Genomic DNA, 21,018 nt, shown 5'->3' with positions numbered 1-21,018 from the left:
CAACACCTTTCGCAGTCGGCGCGGTCGGACTGCGCCGTTCCATCAGATTCCTTCACCGAACGTCACCGACTGGCGGTCGCCACCGCCGAAGCCTGCATCGCGAACACCAGTGCGGCACGGGCGTCGATTTCACTCGCCGAGAGTGACTGCCCCGCACTCAGGTGTCCGACGACGGTTTCCCTCGCGATCTCGAGCAGTTCCTCATCCAGCGCGTACTCGTCCAGTGCTTCGAACACGACGAACGGAGCCAGTCTGAGTAGGCGTTTCAAGAAATCTCGAAGGATGTCTCGTTCCGGCAAGCCCGCCAGGTTCATCTGTTTCCACACCCGCAGAATGGACTTGATCAGATGCGGACTCCCGCCGAGCGCAGCGCGGCGCGCGTAGATCTGGTCGAAAGCCGCCTCACCGAGCACATGCAGAGCAGCGTAAGGATCGGCATCGGTCGGAGCGTAGACGAGTTGAGCGCGCCACCACATGCGCCCGAAGACATGGCGGGTGAGATCCGAGGCGAGCACACGATCACCCGGCGGCTTGGGGTACCGCCAGTGCGCCACGTCAGGCAGGACGATCAGGGCCAGGAAGGCCCACACGTCACCGGAAGCCGCCTCTGCGGGAGAAATGCGCATTTCCCGGTGCAGCGCGACCGCCAGACGCAGGTCGAAGGCGGTCTTCTGCTTGGCATCCGGCAGCTGCGGAAACCCGGATTCCTTCGCCAGATCGACGACCATGTCCCGGAGCACCTGGAGCTTCTCGGGTTCTACCCGAGTGCCCCCGGTCGCGACGAACACCGCCGTTTCATCGGTGAGCGCCCACGAGTTGTTCAGGTCGAGAGCACCACGTTCCTTGTACTCCGCGGCGAGCAATTTTGCCCGGTGCCGCAACAGCCTCGGATACAGCAGCGTCATGCAACCCCCTCGAAGATCTTGACCGCCGCCTGGAGTTGGGATGCGAACAAGTTCGGCGATTCCTGTGCTGCCAGCCGTACATCGGTGATCGACCGCCCCGGGAACAAACGCCCGAAGAGTTCCTGCAGCGTAGCTCCCAACGTCTCATCGAGATACGTTGCGTCATCGTCGAAGTCGCTGATTCGGAGCGCATGGTCGACCATGGTTCGGGCCGCATCCGCGTACAACATCGACAGCGCCATCTTGTCTTGGAGACGTGGATTCCCCGCCCGCTGTAGGGCTTCGGCGATCAACGTCTTCTTCTCGTTGACCAGCAGGAGCAGCGAGCCCATCGTGGCCACATCGAGATTGGAGCCGATCTCGAGGTGCCATGCCGCGTCCCCGGGATAGTTGGTGCGCGCGAAATCCACGATCGCGATGGGGAACTGGGGCGCGTCGCCCTGCAGACGAATCTGACTGCGATCGTTCCACAGGACGGAGCCGCCCCGGCGCGGCGCGACCGGGCGGTCCGTACCACGCCTGCGGTGCGCGAGAACCAACGAGGTATCCAGTGTCAGCATCCCGCCGAGGTCTGCTCCGACAAGGTCCGCTCGCAGCTCTACCTCGCCGTGTGCCGGAACGATGACACGAGAGAGCACGCCACGAAGTTTCGAACCGGTCGAGGTCCAGACAGCGGCCAGAGCCAACTCGGTACCGGGTGCCAACGTCGCCTCGGCCAGAGCTCGATCGACGTCGACGTGGACGACCCGACGCAATGACAGATTCGTCTGGTAGTCCCAATACGGCAGGTGGTCGGGAAGCGGTATCTCGTTGTCGTCGATCGACAGCAACCACCCGCCGGCGCGAATCACAGTCGACGACGGCTTCTTGTACGGCAGCACACGATTCGCCATCAGGCGACCGCCTCGGTGTAGAGAACGATGTCGGTCATTGTGTCCGCGGCCGGCTTGACGACCGCCTTCCACACACTGCCGTCGCCACCCTCGATGACATAGGTGGGTGTTTGGTGCACCTCGCCCTGAGGGTCTTCCCAGCCGACTAGTCCCGGCATATCCGCACCGGCAGGCGGGTCCATTTCCAGACCCCCGTCGCTGTTCAAGGCAACTGCCACATCCGCACTGACTCGCTGCGGAACCGCCGCAGGCAGTTTGAACCGTTGTACGACGACTCCGTGCCCCCAGAGTTCGGCCGGTTCCGGCTCACCGACGTACTCGATCTTGGGGCGTCGACGACGAGCAGGCACAGGCTGTTGTGCGCCATTCTCACTGAAGTCGCTACCGAAAGACGGCTGCCCGCCCCCACCGAAACCACTGGACGCTGCCGGGGAACCAGAGGTGTCCCACTCGTCCGAGTCGATCGGCTCCGGCCGTCGGCCACTGGGTCGCCGAGCAGGCGCGGTTCGCGGTGGTGGCGCGGTCTCGCCCGGCCTGCCGTAGTCGGTGGCCGACCCCACGCCCCAGGCTCCACCCACAAGGGGCGACAGCCGGTCACTCGCCGCGCCCAGCGACACCTGGGCGACCTCGACGCCGCTGCTGCCACGAGGCCCGATGACCGCGTCGATCTCCTCTTTCATCCGCGCGAACGTCATTTTCACGAACGAGTGTTCCGGGTGGTCGAGCGACTGATAGTTCCAGTTGTCGTGTGTCGGCGGCTCCGCCGCCGCATAGGCCTCGTCGAGCTCTCGATCCGCCCGGAAGACCCCCGCATACGCCGCATACTCACTGCCCGGCTTCGGGCCTGCCCAGTAGGTGACCACCAACTCTGCCGGACGCATCAAGCAGACGTGGTGCACCATGCCGGTGTCGAATCCGGCCATGTGCTCGGCGTTGCTCGGCTCGAATCGCTGGGCGATCGTCTGGTGCATCCCGAACCGACCGAGCAGCTTCTTCGGCCGACGGCAGTACAGTTCGGTGGCCTCAGGACCGAGCATCTTCCGATAGGCGGCGACGAACAGCTTCAGCGTCTTCATCCTGGCCGGATCGGGAACGGGATAATCGATCCCGTCACAGGTCACCGTGAATCGCATCGGCGGGGTGCCGTCGGCATCGGGAATCATCTTCGGCCACAGCTGGTAGACAATGGTTTCCGCGAGGTACCGAGCGACATCCGAGGGCTCGCTGTTGTCGAGATTCGGATCGACGATGGAGATCGTCGTCCCGGTCTCGGTGGAGCCGAACGGTCGAAGTCCGAGTCTTCGTGCCATCGCGTCGGCCTCCGCGCCGACCAGTGGCTCGATCACCTCGCCCGACCCATCACCCCACCAGTGCCGCCCGGTGTAGCGGCGCTCACGCCCGCCTTCCACCGCGTCATAGCTCTTCCACAGAGCGGCACCCATCAAGCGTGTCTCGTAGCGGCCGTCGTACTCGCACCGGGTATGGACCAGAATCGTGCCCACATTCGATACGAGGTAGAGGATGCCCTTGCCGAATCCGTAGGTGCCGCCACCCAGCGCCTGATCACGCGGTTCACCGATATTGCGTAGGAAGGCGACGAAGTCGCGCCCTTGATCGGTGACGGCATCCGCGCGCGTCGGTCCGCCGAGGCCGCGGGTCCCCCGATCGGAGATGGACAAAACGCGGATGGTCGGCTGTTGCAGCGACTCTCGCAGCGGTAGGCGCTGTTTCGCCGGCGCCTGGCGCAGCAGGTTCTCCCGCCAGGCCGGAGCATCCGCGGCACTGACCGTCTGCAGGTCGATGCGATAGTCCACCGAGACACCATCGCCACGACGAGCGTCCCAGCTGTTCTGGGCCGACTCCCGGACCAGAATGGTCAGATGGTCGAGCTCGGGCTTCCCGAGCTGATTTCGAATTCCCTCGGCCGCGCTCGCGCCTTCGGGCGGGAACGGCTGGGATACCCACGCGGGTGCTGTCATCGGGATTCCTCGAGCATCAACGTGATGTGCCGCTCCACATCATCGGCCTCCATCGGCGCGGGCACTTCTCCCGACAGATCGATCGTGTAATCGACATTGCGGACATTCGTCGAGACCGACGCGGCTGCCAGATCGACAGTAGTGAGTCTCGGAAACGCGACATCGACGTTGTACCAACGCTGCTCGCCGATCGAAAACCGCACGTGCGCATAGTGATCGTTGTCCGCGGCCCGGTATCCGACGGTTGCCATGAGGTTGAGTACCTCGCTCTCGTCATCGGCGAGATCGAGCACGCGTTTGACCAGTTCCACGATCCCGATACCGTCGTGCACACTCGATTCCAACCGGAACCACACGAGACCGAGCGCGCCGTCCACCGGCGGCTCCAGCTGGTCGAGGCCGTGAATTCTGACTTCGCGACCATCGCGCCCCGTCGACACCTTGACCTCGACAGCACCCACATCGGTGGCGAAATCGTGGCGATGACCCGAGGGGCCCGTCCACAACCGGCTCGCACCACCGTCCCGTTCGAGCAGCCGCTCCAAGACGATCAGCTCACCGAACAGCCCAGCGACCTGCTGCGGGCCGAGCGGCGGTCCCGGATTGAGAAACAGTGCTCGCCACCGGTCGAGCGTGCGATGAAGGACCTTCACCGGATTCTCCGGCGCCTCTTCGGTCGCCAGCAGAATCTCGGCGCACAGCGTGGTGAAGATGTCGTTCAGATCCGGCCGGAGGCAAACCAGATCGGCGTAGTCGTGGAAACTGTTGTCGTTCTCCAGCGTTCGCTTGCTGAGGCGCAGGACGGGGCCATTGAGGCCACGGCGCACATTCTGATGCGCACCGATCGGGACGAGCAGGTGCCGGTTACCGACGCTGTCCACAGCCACCGCCAACGATCCGCCGACGGTCGCCACCGGCAACTCGGCCAGGGTGACGACGGAGTCCTCGGTCCGTGGCCGCCGCAGCAATCCACGCCACTGCTCGTCGAGAACTTCCTTCAGTTTGTTCGACATCAGAGATCCTCTGATTCGAGGGCGCTGAAGTCCTCCTCCTCGATCTCCACACCGGACAGGTCCGCAGAGATGTAGTCGGCTTCCCACGCGACAGTGCTGTCACCGTCGGTAGGTGTCGGGAACACCAGACCGACACCGATGACATGTTCCGGCGCGTTCAATGCCTGTCGCCGAGTCTTGGACGGCTCGGGCTCCGAGATCTTGTCGATCGGATAGAGCACCAGCAATCCGGCATCGGGGTGCTGCGCCTTCCGTGCCTTCGCGATGTCTCCCTCGGTGGTGTTCGAGGTGATGCCGTCGAGATCGATCCCGGCGTCTCGGCGACTCATCAGGGTCTTGATATCTGTGTGGTCCGCCGCGGCCGCGAACTGCGATCGGACGATCCTGCCGACGCTGATCCCCGGCGCGAAATCGAACAGGTCCGCTTCATCGATCGCGGGCTTACCCACGACGGCAATGTTCCACCGCCGCAGTGTCCCCGCGTTGCGGATCCGCTTCTCGATGTAGCCGACCATCAGATCCGCGTCGCACTCCTGCGACTTCTCGTGGAACTGGTACTCCTTCAGGAAGTTCACGACCGCTTCGCTGGGAACATCTCGGATGAGGTAGTGGCCGTCTGCGCCATTTCCCTCGACTGTGCCGCCTCGACCGGCAGCCGACACGAGGGTGCGGGCCGCAGTTTGGTTACGCAGCAACCAGTCCGATTCTGTCCGGAAGTATCGGGTCTGCACACGCTGGCCGCCATAGGACGAGAACGCCGATACCGCGTCTTTCATCTTCGCGGCGGCGGTCACTCGCAATGACGGATGGGTACGAAGTCGCACCGCGAAGGTCATCGGCGTCTTACCCTCTGTCATGTAGACGTCGATGTCGCGGCGCATCTCGGTCTCGACGGTCGCGAGGTGCCGGAACCAGTCTTCGAGTTCGGCGGTCATCCAGATGCGAGGTAGATCGGCATAGCCCGTGCGATAGCCGAACCACCGGCCCATCTGCAACAGCGTGTCGTAGGTCGACACCGCGCGGACGAAATAGCTGACGGACAACCCTTCCAAGGTCAGACCGCGCGACAGCGTGTTACCACCCACGGCGATCGCCACCACCGGGCCGTTCTCGTAGTCGAGCCGGTCCGTGCTTTCCGAATTGTCCATCACGACACGACAATCACGCAGTACGCCGGGCAGTTCAACGGACAATTCGTCGAAGGAGACAGGCTTCTCGTCGAACTCGACAGCGGGAACCCGCGCGGTCTCCGCCTCCCACAACTCTCGCAGCTCCCGCAGCAGGGCCGCATCCGACAGCCGGCGTCCGGTGCCTGCGCGCAACGCCAGCAGCGGGTCTCGGAAGCTGTTGTGCACCGCGGTCCGCACACTCGTGTGAATCAGCATGGTGGAATGCGGGTTTCCGCTGCCCCGCACCCGTCGCGCGGCGGTTGTCATCCAGAAGTACAGCACCGCCCGCCGCAATGTGGCGGTGATCGATGGGTAGAAGTCCTCGGCGTCCGCCCTGGTCTTGGGCCGGACAAGCTCGACATCGTCGTCGGGCACGTTACGGATCATGTCGTAGCCGTCGTCGACCTCGGCCGGATCCTCACCATCCAGGGCATACCGGCCGAACAGAACCTCGGTGCCGAAATGACCGTGGGGTTTGGGGAGATTCACAATGAAGTGCTCGGGATACAGATCATCCGCGGACGGATCTATGAGCAGGTTCGCGAACGGTGACGCGGTGTAGCCGACGTAAGCCGATTTCGGCAGTGTGTTGAGGATCTGTCGGATCAGCGGGTTGATCGACTTCGTCGCCACGGTCGCCTGATCTGCCTCGTCATCGATGATGAGGGCTGGGCAGTCCGCGAGGTACTCCGACGCGTCACCCAGCCACTTGACCAGCTTCCGCAACACCGTGGCGTTCTTCTTCACAACGCACAGAACGTGAGTCTTGTTCGACTTGCCGAAGAAGCTGGCGGGATTGGCGGTGGGGCTGAAATCACGATCCAGGTCGGTGATCTGGGTCCACAGCGTCGGGTTCGGTTCGACCAGTTGTTGGATGAGGCGCGCTTGAGTCTGCCGACGAAGGCCGTTGTGGATGCCTGCCAACACGATGAACAGCTTGTAACCTCGGTCGGCAGCCTTCGCCATCACCGCGGTGAAGTTCGTCGTCTTGCCCGACTGTACGTATCCGACGACGAGTCCTCTGGTGGAGAACGCGTTCTTTCGCGGGTGCTGCAGCAACGACACGATCCGGGTGGACGAATCGTCGAGACTGTCGATGGCGGGGTCTTGCGGCCAACCTTGCCTGATGAGGTCGTCCTGGATCGCGGGCCACAGACGGTCGTCCGGATGCGGTCCCGCGTACCAGGTTTCGTAGTTGTCGATCACGACGGAGTGCGGTTCGCGCATCTCCTTGATCCGCACCATGTCCTGGTCGTAGCGGTCCATGATCCGTTTGATCACGTCCTCCGAGGCGAACAACCTGAGCTTCTTGATGGCTTCAGCCGGGGTGTCCTTGTCCAGGAAGGACTTGAACACGTCGTATTGACCATCGATCAGATCACTCATCGGCTACTCCCACCTGCGCAAATCCCCTTAGTCGACGATGGGAGGTTTGACTCCCCCACGTTGGGGGTAACAATATCGGCTCGATCCGACTAGTTCGGGTCAAGCGGGAGAGTTGTTACCCGGTCGATGTGGGCTATCGGTGGGCAACGACCGTTCGCTACACCGGTCGGCTATCACGAACGACGACGCATCCGAAGAGGAGCAACGCTCGACGAATCAGGCGAACAGCGCGGGCTGGAAGTCGAGCTCAGGTTCAACTCGGTCTTCAACCGGTTGCGAGACCAGATCCCCAGCACCGGGCGCGGAACGCACCCGATCACGAATCTCGGTCAGCACGGCGGGAGTGTCGGTGTCACCCACAGGCTCGTCACAGACCTCTGCCCAGCGCAGCGCGAACACATCGTCCGCCTGTTCGCGGGTGACCTGGCAGCCGAGCGCCGCCGAGAGGACATGCAGCCCGAAGATCGGCGGCACAGCATTGCCGATCTGTTGAGCGATAGCCCCACCGCGCCACGGGTAGTCCGCAGGAAAGCTCTGCAGCCTTCCGGCTTCCCAATCCGCGAACCGGTCGGTAATGCCGTTGCTGACGACTTTGTTTCTGGAGATCTTTCCTGTGACAGTCGCCGATGGCTGGTCGGAGGTTCGTCTTCCGCGAAGTTTCGGGTCGCCCCCGGTGCCGTAGTTGGAGATGACCTCGAAGTGGTGTGAACGTCCAGGCAAGGCCTGACCCATGGTCTTCCAGTTCGGCAGGTCATGATCATCTTGAGGCCGCAAACCGGACTTGCGATAGATGCGGTGCGTCTCGCGCGGCAGCTCCCGCGGGCCCTTTCGAGAAGCGATCAAGACCGCTCGTCGCCGGGTCTGCGGTACCCCGAACATCTCGGTGTGCAACACGGCTGTTGCGACGTGGTAATTCAGATCGTCGCGCAGAACTCTGCCGATTTCCTTCCATACCGGCAGAACCGCAGGTACCTGCTCGAGGACGATGGTGTCGAACGGCCGATCCAGTTCGTACGCCCGCAATGCCCAGCGGAGCGGCTCCAGTACCAGGCCGGTTCGCTCGTCGTCCAACTTCGCCAACTCGCCTTGGACCGGCCGGCCCGCAGCCATCGCGTCGATGAACGTTAGAACGGTGTCCAATGCCCGGCGGCCTGCACCATTGCCCGCCACTGTGAAGGTCTGACACGGCGGACCACCGGTCAACGTGGTAGCTGCGGGAAAGTCCTCGGGGCCGAGTTCGCGCACGTCATGACGCTCGGAGTTGAATCCCGCCGCCGCGCGTGTACGCAAGGCGTCGCTGTCCCATTCCAACCCGTAGACACCTAGCCCGAGCCATCGCGCCGCGACGTCCAACCCACCAGGACCGGCGAACAAGTCGACGGTGTCGGCATGCTCCTTGGCGATGGCCTGGTGATCGGCTGACATGACATCGGAGCATAGTCAGAGCCGTGCGGAAACAGGGATTTCAGCAGGATAGGCCCACGCGAACAGCCGATCCCAGAGACCGGGCGACAGGGGGCGGTGTCGCGTTGCCGATCTGGCGGTAGCGCGCTGTCTTGCGGCCGCAGATCTGCCAGTAGCTGGGGAAACCTTGGAGCTCGGCGACTTGATCGACCGTGAGCCGGACCCGGTGTTCCCCCGATTCCGGATCCCACTCGAAGTCCGCGCCGGGTGTTTCATCGGCGATCGACTTTCCCTCGACCCCGAGCCGTGCCCACGCACGCTGCGATCCCGCGGGTCCCAGATCCGCACCACCTCGGTCCCACGACCCACCGACTATGGTCGGGGCGAGCTGATCCGCAAAAGACGCCCATTCGTCGGCCCGCGACCAGCCACGTGCGCCCATCGATGTCCGTAGCGTGGTCCCCACAGTTAGGGCGGGTGGCGGTGCGACAGCATTCAACGCCGTGTCGAAAGCGGCCAGTCCACCGTCACGGAACGCAACGAGGATTCCGAGTTCACGATGCTGCGGGACGCCGAAATTGCAGGCGTCCACCACACGCCAGCTGAATTCGTACCCGGCATCGTCGAGGTATTTCTCCAGGTAGGACCGACTCTCAGCATATTCGGACCGACTAACCAGGGCAGGGACGTTCTCCAGAAGAACGGCGCGAGGCCGGAGCTGCCAGATCCAGTGGCCAGTGGTATCGAGGAGTTGCAGCTCCCATCCGTCGCCTCGGGAGCGCGAAGCGGTGGCAGCGGATCGCACACGAGGCAGTCCCGCCGACAGCAGGTCGATCGATCGATCGACAGGGATATCGACCGCTGGATTCACCCGCAGCAGGTCGCGGCGAAGAACCGACCACCGTGGCCGGTTGGCCCGGAGAGTCTCACAGGCCACGTCCCGATGATCGACGAGCGCGATCGGGTCGAAGCCCGCCTGTTCCAGGCCTAGAGCCATTCCTCCGGCACCGGCGCAGAGCTCCAAGGACACCAGGCGCCGCCCCACGTCAGCCATAGATGCCCTCTCCCCCACCCAGTTCAGGGAATTGAGCATAACGCTGCGTGCGGCGCTACTGCGACATCCGGGCTTCGTACTGTTCTTTGGTACCCAGCAGCATTGACTGATACGTGGCCGCCATGCTGTCAGATCCGACTATGCCAAGCGACAAATGCCGTGGAAGTTCGTCGGTGGGACGTCGGTTCACATGTATTCGTGCCGTTGTTTTCGTTGCTGTGCACAGATATTCGCGAAGTTGTGGTCGGGGGTGGGGGGAGGCGGCATGCTCGGTGGGGAGTTCGCGTTACCCAGGAGTCACATGATGAGTCGAAGTGACCGTGAGGGTGGCGTGCCCGCGACGCTGCCTTCGCTACAGAGTTTGCCCGCCGATGAGGCTCGGGATCTGTTCGAGTTGATGCGGGCTGCGGTGACGTTCGAGGCGAAGGCGCTGGACAAGTCGATCGACTCGATGTTGGGGGCGTTGCCGCGGCCGTTTCGCGCGGTGACGAAGAAGATCATGTTCGGCGGCAGATGACGGATCTGACGACGCGGGCGCAGTTGATCCTGCTGGCTCGCACGCTGCATGTGCATCCGCAGCGGGTGCAGCATCTGCGGTATCTGGGGGCCGATCGGCTGCACGAGTTGCAGCAGCAGATCGCGGGGGTGCTGTTCGATCAGCACACCGAGACGTTTCGGCGGATCAGCGCGCTGGTGCCGTTCATTCCGCTGTCGATCTCGATTCCGCTGGTACAGCGGCTGGTTCCGCCGATGACGACCGGGCGGGCGGCGGGGTCGGTGGGGGTGGAGCATCCGGTCAAGGCCGCGGAGACGTTGATGATGCTGGATCCGGGGTACGCGGCGGATTGCGCGCCCTATCTGGATCCGCGGGCCATCGCGCAGCTGGCGGACGTGGCGCCGCCGGGGCCGGTGGTGGAGATCGTCAACGAGCTGCTGCGGCGGTGTGACTACGTGACGGCGGGGCCGTTCCTGTCCTGTGCCACACCGGAGTTGATCGCCGCGGTCGAGGCCGACGTGCAGGACGACGCGGGGCTGATCCACTCGGCGGCGTACTCCTACGACTCCGACATCCTGAGCTCGGTCATCCGGCAGTTGCTCGATGGGCCGCATCGGCGGATCCCGCGAATGGCGCAGGCGGTGATGGCGGGGCGGCCCGCGCTGCAGCACGCGGCGCTGTCGGTGTTCTCGCGGTGCGCGCCGGATGTGATCAGCCGGGTCGGTGACGTGCTGTTCGGCAGCGCCTCGCAGCGGGAGGTCGCCAATCTGGTGCGGAACGCGATCGAGGTGGGGGCGGTGCCCGAGTTCCTCACGGTGGTAGGGCATCTCACGCCGCTCGGGCTGTGGACGCTGGTGGGGAATCCGGTGTTCGGTGATCCGGGGGTGGGGGTCGGGTTGGTCGCGCCGCTCGACGATCGCAGTGACGTAGGGAGCTGGCGGGGGCTGTTCGTGTTGATGTCGCGGATGGACGAGACCATTCGGGGTGTCGTCGGGTACGCGCTGGCGGCGCTGTCGGACGCGACGGTCGCGGAGTTGCCCGCGCACGCCACCGAGACCGGTTCCTGGCCCGCGCTGCTCGATCTGGTCGCGGTGTCGGGGGCGGACGCGCAGGGGCGGTTCGGCGCGGTGTGGTCGGATCTGGTGCCGGAGCGGCGGGCGCATCTGCATCGGTGCATCCACGAGCACCACTACGACACCCGGCTGGCCGACATCACGGCCGCGGTGGATCCGGTCGCGGTGGATCAGCTGTTCTTCCGGCGGCGGCGGATGCAGCGGTATCGCAACGGCTGAGCTGACCGATGGCTCGGACGCGGACATCGTGTAGTCGGTCGCCGCTCGGGGTAACTGGGTAGGGGCGGCGGGCTCTCTCGCGGGCTCGGTGGACAGGACAGCTGGGCGGATTCGGGAGAGGGTGGGGTCGACCGGAAACAGCGAGGAGGAGCGGATGTACAGGGTTGCCGATCAGCGGCCGGCCAGTGGGGGGACGGCCGTGGTGGCGGCGGTGCTCGCACTGCTCGGGGGGATCGCCGGGGCCGTGGGGGTGGTGTTCGGTCTGTACAAGATGGTGCGGAGTGAGACCGGGGTGTTCGGGTGGGGGATCGCGCCGGGGTGGGTGTCGGTGGTCTCCGGGGCGACCTTGCTGATCGACGTGCTGTCCGTGGTGGCGCTGTTGGTGGGGGCGATTCTGGTGTTCCGGCGGCGTGCGGCGGGGCCGACGCTGGTGGTGCTGGGGAGCGCCGGGACGGTGGGCGCGTATGTGGTGACGGCGATCTCGACCGCGGTTCAGTTGATCCAGTACGACCTGCCGATCGGGCGGCATATCGACGTGGTGCTGGGACAGTCGGTGTTCAACGGGCTGTACTCGATGGAACGCAACCTGCCGTGGGTGGTGTCGGTGCTGCTGTTGGTGTTTCCGGTGGTGACGTTCGTGCTCGCGGTGTTGCCGTCGACCAAGCGGTGGTGCAAGGGGGCCGCGGCGCAGCGGCCGCCTGGTGGGGCGTGGGCGCCGGGGATGGTGCCGGTGGCCGGTGCGCCGGGTCGACCCGGGCCGGGCGCGCCGCAGCAAGCGCTCCATGCCCAACCTCCGGGGGCTCAGTTCGTTGGCGGTGCACCGCATCCCGGGATGCGGCCGGTCCTCGATGCGCCTCATCCGGGCGGGCAGCAGACGCCGGGCACTCCGTATCCAAGCGCCCAACCCGCACCTGGTGCGCTCTCCGTCGGGGCACAACCCGCACCGGACGCCCCTAGGCCGGACGCGCAGGCGCCCTATCCCAGCGCACCGCTCAGTCCCGACGCGCAGCGTCCGGACAGCTCGTCACCGAATCAGGGCCCGCCGCAGGGACATCGCGTGCCCCCGCAGGATCATCGTCCGCAGGATGGCTACCGGGCCTGACAGATCAGGGCACGACAGCGGCGGGAATCTGGGGCAGGGTGTAGGCCTGCAAGATCTGGTTCGAAAGGATTCACCTGTGAGCTCGAAACAATCCCACCGTCGTTTACTCCGACTCGCGCTGATCGGCGCGTTCCTCGCCCTCCCGCTCGTCGGTGTCGCCGGTCCGGCCGGCGCGCAGGCCGAGCAGGCGCCCGCCGCTGCCGAGTTCGTCGACCGCGGCTGGCACGACCACGACAACGGGCTGCATCTGGGACACAACCCGCTGCGGAAGTGGCTGCATCAGCTGCTGCCGCACGGTGCGTTCGGTAGCTGCGACTGAGCGATCGGGGCCCGTCCTCCGGGTCGGGGCGGGCCCTGGCCGCCGTGGAATTGCCAGCGGCGGTGCGGGATATCCAGAATGAGCGCATCATCTCGATGCGAGGAGTTCTGGTAGTGACACGCGGGCCGTTGGTCTTCGTCGGTGCCGCGGTGGCGGCCTTCTGTGGCGCGGTCGGCGCGCTCGTCGCCGCGGACTCCCTGCTGGGCGAGCGGAAACGCGAGTTGCTCGCGGCGCACTGCGCGACCGTGGTCGACGTTCCCGGCGGGGCGGTGCTGCTGAACTCCCTCGGGGCCGGGTTGCTGCTCGGCACCGTGGTGCTGCTGGCCGGGCTGATCGTGGCGCTGACCCGCGCCCCCGCGCGGTGGAGACCGGGCGCGATCACGGTGGCGGGCCTCGCGCTCGTCGGGGTCGGTGTGTACGCGACGCTGGTGACGGTCGCGACGATCTCGCCCGACGCCACCGAGCCCGGTTCCGCGGACTATCACCCCTGCGCGACCAGGGCCTGAGGGCTAGGACGCGGCGCTGAACCGCGCTCCCCATTCCGCCACCCGCTCGGTCAGTTCCGGCGGTCCGAGGACACGGAACTCGGCCGCCACCTTGCCCAGCATCAGCATCGGCCAGTCGAGGTTGTCGACGGTCATCTCGACGCGGGTGCGGTCGGCGGGCAGAGCGGTCACGACGCACCAGCGGCCGACGCGGGCGTGCACGTCGAGGGCCGGCGCTTCGATCTCGGCGGTGACGGTGTAACTCGTTCGGCGGGACCCGATTCCCGCGCGGACGAACTCCGCGGCGTCGGCGGCGGGCAGCTCGCGGGGGCGGAACCGGATGCCGGTGGCGCGCGAGGCGCTGAGCCGGTCGACGCGGAAGTTGCGCCAGTCGTGGCGGGTCAGGTCGTAGGCGACGAGATACCAGCGGCGGCCCAGCGAGACCAGGCGGTGCGGTTCGACCTCGCGGGTGCTGGTGCGGCCGTCGGCAGCGGTGTAGGTGAAGGTGAGGCGTTCCTCGCCGCGGCAGGTGAGCGCGAGGTCGGTGAGGACGGCCGGGTCGACGTCGGAGAGCGGGACGGCGTTCCAGCCGGTCGAGACGGTCATCGCGCGCAGCGCGTCGACCCGGCGGCGCAGGCGGGTCGGCAGGACGGTGACGAGCTTGGCCAGGGCGCGAATCGACGGCTCGGCCAGGCCGTCGCCCGCGCCCTGGGACCCGGCTTGCAGGCAGACGGTGATGGCGACGGCCTCGTCGTCGTCGAGGACCAGCGGCGGGAGCGCGGCACCGGCCGCGAGCTGGTAGCCGCCGTCGACGCCGGGACGGGCGTCCACCGGATAGCCGAGGTCGCGCAGCCGGTCGATGTCGCGGCGCAGGGTGCGCGCCGAAACACCCAGGCGCCCGGATAATTCCGTGCCCGGCCAGTAGCGATGGGTCTGCAGCAGCGACAGCAGACGGAGGGTGCGTGCGCTCGTGTCGGCCATGTTTCTCATTCTCGCGCACATCGCGGACAGAAAGTGACCGCAATGGGTTCTACCTTGGTTTTCATACCGACAACGAAGGGAATCCGCTCATGACCACCACCGCTGCCACCCTCCTCGACGCCGAGCGCTCCGACCTGCTGGAGATGCTGGCCAAGCACCGGTTCTTCCTGCGTTTCACCACCCGCGAACTGACCGACGAGCAGGCCAGGACGCGAACCACCGCCAGCGAGCTGACCCTGGGCGGGTTGATCAAACACGTGGCGGCGGTGGAGGCGAACTGGGCGACGTTCATCCTCGACGGGCCCGAGGCCGCGCCCGATTTCTCCGCGATGACCGAGGAGGAGATCGCCGCGTGGGGCGACGCCTTCGTCCTGCGGCCGGACGAGACCCTCGCGGGCGTGCTGGCCGAGTACGAGCGGGTGGCCGCGCGCACCGACGAACTGGTGCGCACGCTGCCCGACCTGAACGTGACTCAGCCGCTGCCGCAGGCGCCCTGGTTCGAGCCCGGCGGACGCTGGAGCGCGCGCCGGGTGTTCATGCACATCATGACCGAGACCGCGCAGCACTCCGGCCACGCGGACATCATCCGGGAATGCCTCGACGGGGCGAAGTCGATGGGCTGAGCTCGGACTGGATGGCCTGGGCCGCCGCGCGATGCTCCGCGGCGGCGTCCGGGTCGATCGATTCGAGGACCTCGGCGATGCCCTGGTGGGCCAGCGCCTCCTCGAGCCGGTAGCCGAGTCTCGGCGCCAGCTCCAGGGTGTGGCGATGCAGGCGCAGCGCCTCGTCGGGCAGGCCGGCGAGGCGGCAGGTTTCGGCGTAGCCGTTGAGGAAGTGGATCTTCCAGTGCTCCTCGAACAGGTCGTCGAGCAGGGCGAACGCCTCGCGATGGCTGGCCAGGGCCGCCTCGTAGCGGCCCATCCGGCGCAGCGCGACCCCCTGACAGTTCAGGCCCCACGCCTCGTTGTGCTTGTGGCCGTCGGCGCGGGCCAGGGCCAGCGCGCTGCTCAGGTGCTCGAGCGCTTCCTCCGGCTCGTCGGCGGCGATGGCCACCCCGAGGGTGATCTGGGCCTGCAGCGACGGCGGCCAGGACGGGTCGCCCGCGGGGAGCTCCAGTGCCTCGCGGGCCAGGGCCGCGGCCTGTTCGCGATGGCCCAATTGCAGGACGGCCCAGGCCTCGCTGGCGATGGCGTCGGCGGCGCTCATCGGGCACCCGCTGTCGGCGTAGAGGTCGCGGGCCTGGCGGAACAGTTCGAGCGGTTCCTCGGTATCGCCTTCGTCCCAGCGCAAGTGGGCGCAGCGCATGGTCAGCTCGGCGCGCGGCAGCGGGTCGCCCGCGGCCGCGATCAGCGGGGCCGCGGCGGCGTAGGCGGCGGCCGCCTCGCTCATCCGGCCCGCGTTGTAGCGGGCGAAACCGAGGTCGCTGTGCGCTTCGGCGAGCTGCCGTGGGTCACCGAGATGCTCTGCGGCGGTCAGGGATTGCTCGAACAGCGCGTTGAGATGAGTGGTGCCGCAGCGCCGGGCGAAGAACGCGCGCATGAAGCGCGGCAGCTCGCACACATGGACGTTCGCGCCCACCTCGACGGCAGCGTAGAACACCGCCATCAGGTTGGTGTACTCGGAGACGAACCAGAAGAACGCGGCGTCGCGGTGCGGGAACACCGGTAGGTCGGCCGGGGGCGAGCCCGCCGAGACCGGGCGGGTCGGCGACAGGAACGGCATCGCGGCGTCGGCGGCGGCCGCGGTGTGCACGTAGTAGTCGAGGATCCGGCCCAGCGCGCGCTCGCGATCGGCGTCGGAATCCTGCTCGGAACTCGCGTGCCTGGCGTGCTGACGGACCAGATCGTGCAGGCGGTAGCGGCCCTCGGCCGGCTGCTGGACCAGGTGCGCGTCGAGCAGATCCTCGAGCATGGCGCGCGCCGTGCGCAGCGGCACATCGGCGACCGCGGCGGCGACATAGTCGGTGAAGGTGGATCCCGGGATCAGGCCGAGCAGGCGGAACAGCCTGCGCTGATCGCGGTTGAGCTGGCGCACCGACATGCCGAACGCGGTGTCGAACTCGGTGGCGCCCTCGGCCATTCGCTCGACGAGGATGCCGACCGACCAGCCAGGACGATGCCGCAGCCGGGCCGCGGCCAGCCGCAGCGCCAACGGCAGATTGCCGCACAGCCGCAGCACCTCGGCGGCCTGCTCCGGTTCCCGCGCGAGCCTGCCGTCGGGTCCACGCGCGTCACCGCTGGCCCGGACCAGCAGTTCCGCGCTCTCCTCGGCGGTGAGCACGTCGAGGGTCACCGGCGGCACCTCGTCGAGCTCGAGCAGCCGATTGCGGCTGGTGATGATGGCGACCGACGCGCCCGCGCCCGGCAGCAGCTGGCTGACCTGCGCGGCGTCGGCCACATTGTCGAGCACGACGACCGCGCGCAATCGGGCCAGCTCCGAGCGCCAGCACGCCGCCCGCAGCTCGACTCCGCCATCCTGCGGCACCTTCTCCGAGGGCACCTGCAGGGCGGCCAGCAGGGCGCGCAGCGCGGCGTCGGGGTCCAGCGGCTGGCGGCAGTCGGTGAAGCCGTGCAGGTCGAGATAGAGCTGGGCGTCGGGATATTCGGCGGTCAGCTGGTGCGCGGCGTGCACGGCCAGGGAGGTCTTGCCGACCCCGGCCATCCCGTCGATGGCGACCACCCGGTCGGACCGGACGGCGGCCAGCACGTCGGCCATGGCCTGTTCGCGGCCGGTGAAGTCGGGGACGTCGCGGGGCAGGTCGTTGCGCGGCGGCGGCGGGGCGTCGGCGGGCGGGCTCGGCGGGGCGACCTGGCGGCTCGTCTTCGGCGGCGCGGGCAGCGGGTTGTTGGCGCGCTCCCACAGCGGGCGCAGCGGGCGCGGATCGCGTTTGACCAGGCGGCACAGTTCCAGCACGGCGGGCCACGGCGGCACCGTCTGCCCGCTGAGGTAGCGCGACAGCGACGACGAGCTCAGCCCGGTGTCGCGGGCGAGCGCGCGCACGCCGCGGCCCGACAGCTCCTGGATCAGGCGCAGGCGCGCCGCGAGTTCGTCCTGCGGGTAGACCCTTACCGTCTGCTGCTCCACAACCACCATTTCCCACTGTCGTTGTCCCGGCCCGGATCAGCGAGTTTCCCGATGACAATCGCGAGGTCAGGGCCGCTTTCCACTGTCCCACAGTGTCCCACAGCCATCGTGTTCCGGCGCACGACGGGCTGTTATTGAGTCACACCGCAAGCAGCGGAGCACAACGGAAACAAGGAGCACGACATGCAGTCTCGGATGCAGAACCCGGCCATGGTCCTCACCGACGCGATGGGCCCGATCCAGCAGGTCCTGAAGGCGGTGCAGACCGGCGGCGTCGACGGCGAGATCCTGGAGCTGGTGCACCTGCGGGTCAGCCAGATCAACGGTTGCAGCGCCTGCGTCGACGGCGGCACCAAGACCGCCCGCAAAGCCGGTGTCAGCGAGGATCGCCTCGCCACGGTCGTCGCCTGGCGCGAGACCCCGTACTTCACCGACGAGGAGCGCGCGGCGCTCGAACTGGCCGAGGCGGCGACCCGCCTGGCCGACCGCCCCAACGCCGTCACCGACGAGATCTGGGACGCGGCCGCCAGCTACTTCGACGAGCGTCAGCTCGCCTCGATCGTGCTGATGATCGGCGTCACCAACATGTTCAACCGGCTCAACGCCACCACCCGCCAGATCGCCGGCGCCTGGGGCTGAGCCCCACCCTCCCCCGACCCGTCCTGATCCACCGAAAGGAACCTTCGAGATGACCACCAACCAGTCCGCAAAGAAGAACTCGCACGGGGGTTTCTCCCGGTGGATGCAGCACCGGATGAACGCCAGGATGAACCGCAAGGTCCGCGCGGGCAAGGGCACCTTCATGGGCATGGACGTGCTGATCCTGCACACCGTCGGCCGCCGCAGCGGCGCGCCGCGCCAGACCCCGCTCTCCTGGTTCGCCGACGGCGACTCCTGGCTGCTCGTGGCCTCGGGCGGCAAGAACGGACACCCCGACTGGCACCTCAACCTGATGGGACACCCGGAGCAGGCCACCATCGAGCTGCCCGGCGCGGCGCCGCTGCCGGTGACCCCGCACGTGCTCACCGGCGCGGACCGGGCCACGGCCTGGGAGTCGATCACCGCCGCGCAGCCGCGGTACGGCAAGTACCAGGACAAGAGCGAGCACGAATACGCGGTGGTGCGGCTCAGCGCGCGCTGACCGACCGCGCGCTCACGCGGGCAGCAGCCGGCCGATCACCTCGGCCAGCTGCCGCACCGTGCGGCATTCGTGCATGGTGACGATGTCGGTGTAGACGTGGGCGGCCGAATCACCGGTCGACCACGAGCGCGACGGCTCCGGATTGAGCCAGTACACCGCCTTGGCCCGTTCGGTCATCGCTTGCAGCGCGGCCAGATTCGGGTCGGTGCGGTTGGTGCGGGCGTCGCCGAGGATGAGCACGCAGGTGCGCGGGCCCAACGCGTCGAGGTAGTGGTCGACGAAACCCTGGAAGGCCTCGCCGTAGTTGCTCGAGCCGAACCGGGCGACCCCGGCGTCGCGGACGATCTCGCGCGCGAAGCCGGCGGGCGGCGGTTCGCCCGGGGTGAAGTAGCCGGTGATCTCGGCGCACACGTCGACGAAGCCGAAACTGCGGACCTTGCTGAACTGGTCCTGCAGGGCCTGCACCAGTTGCAGGGTGAACTCGGCGAAACCGGTCACCGAGCCCGAGACATCGGCCAGCACGACGAGATCGGGGCGCCCGTGCCTGCGGGCCCGCAACACCGGATCGATCGGGACACCGCCGGTGGCCATCGACCGGCGCAGGGTGCGGCGCAGGTCGATCTGCCCGCGCACGGCCTTCTTGCGGCGCACCGCCAGCCGGGTCGCGAGCTTGCGGGCCAGCGGATGCACGAGCCGGCGCATCTCCGCCAGGTCCTGCTCGCGAGCACCCAGGAAATCCGTACTGTCGGCGCCGGATTCGACGCCGCGGCGCGCGATGTAGTCGGTGCCGCGCAACTGCGCCGAGCGCAGCCGGGCCTCGGCCTGCACCTCGGTGCGGAACCGCTCGACCCGGCGACGCGCCTCGATCGTGTGCACCGCGGCGTCGAATTGGCCGGTCCCGCCCATGGTTTGGGCGACCTGCTCGGAGATCTCGTCCGGGCGCAGCGATTTCATCGTCAGATACGACGACCACCCCGCGCCCGACGCGGAGGTGACCCGTCCCGCGCTCTCCCCCGCGCCGCCGTAGGCGCCGAAGGTGTTGAGCGCCTCCCTGGCGAGTTCGGCGGTGTCGGCGCCCTGGATCAGGGCCGCGATCACCCGCTCGCGCAACGGATCGGCGTCCGCGCCCGCCGCCGCGACCGGCCTGGTCCCGTCGAGGAAGTAGAGGTCGAAGAGCTGGTCGAACACCGTGCGCTGGCCGTTGCGGCGCAGCAGGCAGGCGGCCAGGCCCGAGCGCAGTACCCGGGCGTCCGCGGTGCCGAGGGCGACGATCGTGGCGGCGGCGTCGACGGTTTCGCTGGGGCCCGCGTGGATGCCGTGTTCGCGCAGCAGCCCGACGAAGCCGACCAGGCGATCCGACATCGGCGCTTCGACACCGCCGTGCGCGGGCACGATGGTCACCACGACGCCGTACCGGGGGCGGTCATCGGACCACGCTGCCGTCGGCCTGCTCGTCGAGGCCGAGCTTCTCGATCGCCACCCGATGATCGGACTGATACTTCAGCAGCACGCCCAGCGTGGCCCGGACGACCCCCGCGCTCAGCGTCCGGCTGCCCAGCGCGACCAGGGTCTTCGCCCAGTCCACGGTTTCGGCGATGGACGGCGCCTTGCGCAGGGACAGCTGCCGCAGCGCGCTCACCGTGGCCACGACCGGCTCGGCCAGCGCCGCGTCCAGTTCGGGCACCTCGAGCCGCACGATCGCCTTCTCCAGCTCCGCCGTCGGATAGTCGATGTGCAGGTACAGGCAGCGCCGCTTGAGCGCCTCGGACAGGTCGCGATGGGCGTTCGAGGTGAGGATCACGAAGGGCTTGCGGACGGCGGTGACCGTACCGAGCTCGGGAATACTCACCTGGAAATCGCCGAGCACCTCCAGCAGCAGACCCTCCAGCTCCACATCGGCCTTGTCGAGCTCGTCGATCAGCAGCACCGTCGGATCGGGGTTGCGGATGGCCGCCAGCAGCGGCCGGGCGAGCAGGAACTCCTCGGTGAAGACGTGGTCGCGGGTGCCCTCCCAGGTCTCCCCCGAGGTCGCGGTGATCCGCAGCAGCTGTTTGGCGTGGTTCCACTCGTAGAGCGCGCGGGCCTCGTCGATGCCCTCGTAGCACTGCAGGCGGATGAGCTCGGCCGAGACCGCCGTGGCGACGGCCTTGGCCAGCTCGGTCTTGCCGACACCGGCCGGACCCTCGATCAGCAGCGGCTTACCGAGGTGATCGGCCAGGAAGACCGCGGTCGCGATGTCGAGGGACGGAAGGTAGCCGGCCGCGGTCAGCCGGTCCTGCACCTGGTCCACCGAGGCAAAGAACTTACTCATCGGT

At 67.4% G+C, this 21,018-nt stretch carries 19 protein-coding genes; 8 read left to right on the top strand and 11 right to left on the bottom strand.

Going from position 1 to position 21,018, the window contains the following annotated elements:
• Window positions 1-62: 62 nt before the first annotated feature.
• From AB0H54_RS09445 to AB0H54_RS09415, 7 genes are all read right to left on the bottom strand, one after another.
• Complete coding sequence (locus tag AB0H54_RS09445; RefSeq protein ID WP_357344102.1) at window positions 63-905, bottom strand: DUF6339 family protein; 843 nt, start codon at window positions 903-905, stop codon at window positions 63-65.
• Window positions 902-1,798: a hypothetical protein gene (locus AB0H54_RS09440; RefSeq protein ID WP_357344100.1), complete on the bottom strand. Its 897-nt coding sequence runs from the start codon at window positions 1,796-1,798 to the stop codon at window positions 902-904. The genes AB0H54_RS09445 and AB0H54_RS09440 overlap by 4 nt, the downstream gene beginning before the upstream one ends.
• Window positions 1,798-3,777: a hypothetical protein gene (locus AB0H54_RS09435; RefSeq protein ID WP_357344098.1), complete on the bottom strand. Its 1,980-nt coding sequence runs from the start codon at window positions 3,775-3,777 to the stop codon at window positions 1,798-1,800. The genes AB0H54_RS09440 and AB0H54_RS09435 overlap by 1 nt, the downstream gene beginning before the upstream one ends.
• Window positions 3,774-4,790: a PD-(D/E)XK motif protein gene (locus AB0H54_RS09430; protein ID WP_357344096.1), complete on the bottom strand. Its 1,017-nt coding sequence runs from the start codon at window positions 4,788-4,790 to the stop codon at window positions 3,774-3,776. Before AB0H54_RS09430 ends, AB0H54_RS09435 begins: the two co-directional genes overlap by 4 nt.
• Window positions 4,790-7,345, bottom strand: coding sequence for a Z1 domain-containing protein (locus AB0H54_RS09425; RefSeq protein WP_357344094.1), 2,556 nt, complete (start codon window positions 7,343-7,345; stop codon window positions 4,790-4,792). The genes AB0H54_RS09430 and AB0H54_RS09425 overlap by 1 nt, the downstream gene beginning before the upstream one ends.
• A 216-nt stretch (window positions 7,346-7,561) precedes the next feature.
• On the bottom strand, window positions 7,562-8,770 hold the full coding sequence (locus tag AB0H54_RS09420) for a DNA cytosine methyltransferase (protein ID WP_357344092.1): 1,209 nt from the start codon (window positions 8,768-8,770) through the stop codon (window positions 7,562-7,564).
• Between the two features lie 40 nt (window positions 8,771-8,810).
• Window positions 8,811-9,803, bottom strand: a complete 993-nt coding sequence (locus AB0H54_RS09415; RefSeq protein WP_357344091.1) for a DNA cytosine methyltransferase — start codon at window positions 9,801-9,803, stop codon at window positions 8,811-8,813.
• Window positions 9,804-10,134: 331 nt separating this feature from the next.
• On the opposite strand from AB0H54_RS09415, the gene AB0H54_RS09410 reads away from it, so the two are divergent.
• From AB0H54_RS09410 to AB0H54_RS09390, 5 genes are all read left to right on the top strand, one after another.
• Complete coding sequence (locus AB0H54_RS09410) at window positions 10,135-10,320, top strand: hypothetical protein (RefSeq protein WP_355282778.1); 186 nt, start codon at window positions 10,135-10,137, stop codon at window positions 10,318-10,320.
• The gene (locus tag AB0H54_RS09405; RefSeq protein WP_355282775.1) at window positions 10,317-11,591 is read left to right on the top strand and encodes a hypothetical protein; all 1,275 of its coding nucleotides are present in this window, start codon (window positions 10,317-10,319) and stop codon (window positions 11,589-11,591) included. The genes AB0H54_RS09410 and AB0H54_RS09405 overlap by 4 nt, the downstream gene beginning before the upstream one ends.
• 154 nt (window positions 11,592-11,745) lie before the next feature.
• Complete coding sequence (locus AB0H54_RS09400) at window positions 11,746-12,693, top strand: hypothetical protein (RefSeq protein WP_357344088.1); 948 nt, start codon at window positions 11,746-11,748, stop codon at window positions 12,691-12,693.
• A gap of 76 nt (window positions 12,694-12,769) precedes the next feature.
• Window positions 12,770-13,012 (top strand): hypothetical protein, encoded by a 243-nt coding sequence (locus tag AB0H54_RS09395; protein WP_357344087.1) that lies wholly within the window; start codon window positions 12,770-12,772, stop codon window positions 13,010-13,012.
• Between the two features lie 113 nt (window positions 13,013-13,125).
• Window positions 13,126-13,518, top strand: coding sequence for a hypothetical protein (locus tag AB0H54_RS09390; protein ID WP_357344085.1), 393 nt, complete (start codon window positions 13,126-13,128; stop codon window positions 13,516-13,518).
• Window positions 13,519-13,521: 3 nt separating this feature from the next.
• Here AB0H54_RS09390 and AB0H54_RS09385 read toward each other — a convergent pair whose 3' ends face one another.
• Window positions 13,522-14,478: a YafY family protein gene (locus AB0H54_RS09385; protein WP_357344083.1), complete on the bottom strand. Its 957-nt coding sequence runs from the start codon at window positions 14,476-14,478 to the stop codon at window positions 13,522-13,524.
• 89 nt (window positions 14,479-14,567) lie between these two features.
• Between AB0H54_RS09385 and AB0H54_RS09380 the strand changes: the two genes are divergently transcribed.
• Entirely contained in the window at window positions 14,568-15,101 is a 534-nt protein-coding gene (locus tag AB0H54_RS09380) for a DinB family protein (protein ID WP_357344081.1), read from the top strand.
• Here AB0H54_RS09380 and AB0H54_RS09375 read toward each other — a convergent pair.
• The gene (locus tag AB0H54_RS09375) at window positions 15,061-17,571 is read right to left on the bottom strand and encodes a tetratricopeptide repeat protein (protein ID WP_357344079.1); all 2,511 of its coding nucleotides are present in this window, start codon (window positions 17,569-17,571) and stop codon (window positions 15,061-15,063) included. The two genes, AB0H54_RS09380 and AB0H54_RS09375, sit on opposite strands and share 41 nt — an antisense overlap.
• Window positions 17,572-17,745: 174 nt before the next feature.
• Between AB0H54_RS09375 and AB0H54_RS09370 the strand changes: the two genes are divergently transcribed.
• Both AB0H54_RS09370 and AB0H54_RS09365 read left to right on the top strand, forming a co-directional pair.
• On the top strand, window positions 17,746-18,201 hold the full coding sequence (locus tag AB0H54_RS09370) for a carboxymuconolactone decarboxylase family protein (protein ID WP_218719210.1): 456 nt from the start codon (window positions 17,746-17,748) through the stop codon (window positions 18,199-18,201).
• 49 nt (window positions 18,202-18,250) lie between these two features.
• Window positions 18,251-18,703 carry a nitroreductase/quinone reductase family protein gene (locus AB0H54_RS09365; protein WP_357344077.1) on the top strand — a complete coding sequence of 151 codons (453 nt, stop codon included), beginning with the start codon at window positions 18,251-18,253 and terminating at the stop codon, window positions 18,701-18,703.
• A 12-nt stretch (window positions 18,704-18,715) separates the two neighbouring features.
• Here AB0H54_RS09365 and AB0H54_RS09360 read toward each other — a convergent pair whose 3' ends face one another.
• A complete protein-coding gene (locus AB0H54_RS09360) occupies window positions 18,716-20,104 on the bottom strand; it encodes a VWA domain-containing protein (protein WP_357344075.1) in 1,389 nt (462 codons plus the stop codon).
• 22 nt (window positions 20,105-20,126) lie between these two features.
• On the bottom strand, window positions 20,127-21,014 hold the full coding sequence (locus AB0H54_RS09355; RefSeq protein ID WP_357344073.1) for a MoxR family ATPase: 888 nt from the start codon (window positions 21,012-21,014) through the stop codon (window positions 20,127-20,129).
• Window positions 21,015-21,018 lie beyond the last annotated feature (4 nt).

The sequence above is a fragment of the Nocardia sp. NPDC050718 genome (assembly GCF_040654235.1).
GTDB lineage: Bacteria > Actinomycetota > Actinomycetes > Mycobacteriales > Mycobacteriaceae > Nocardia.
Note: the sequence above shows the minus strand (reverse complement) of the source record. Positions and strands in the feature narration are given on the sequence as shown.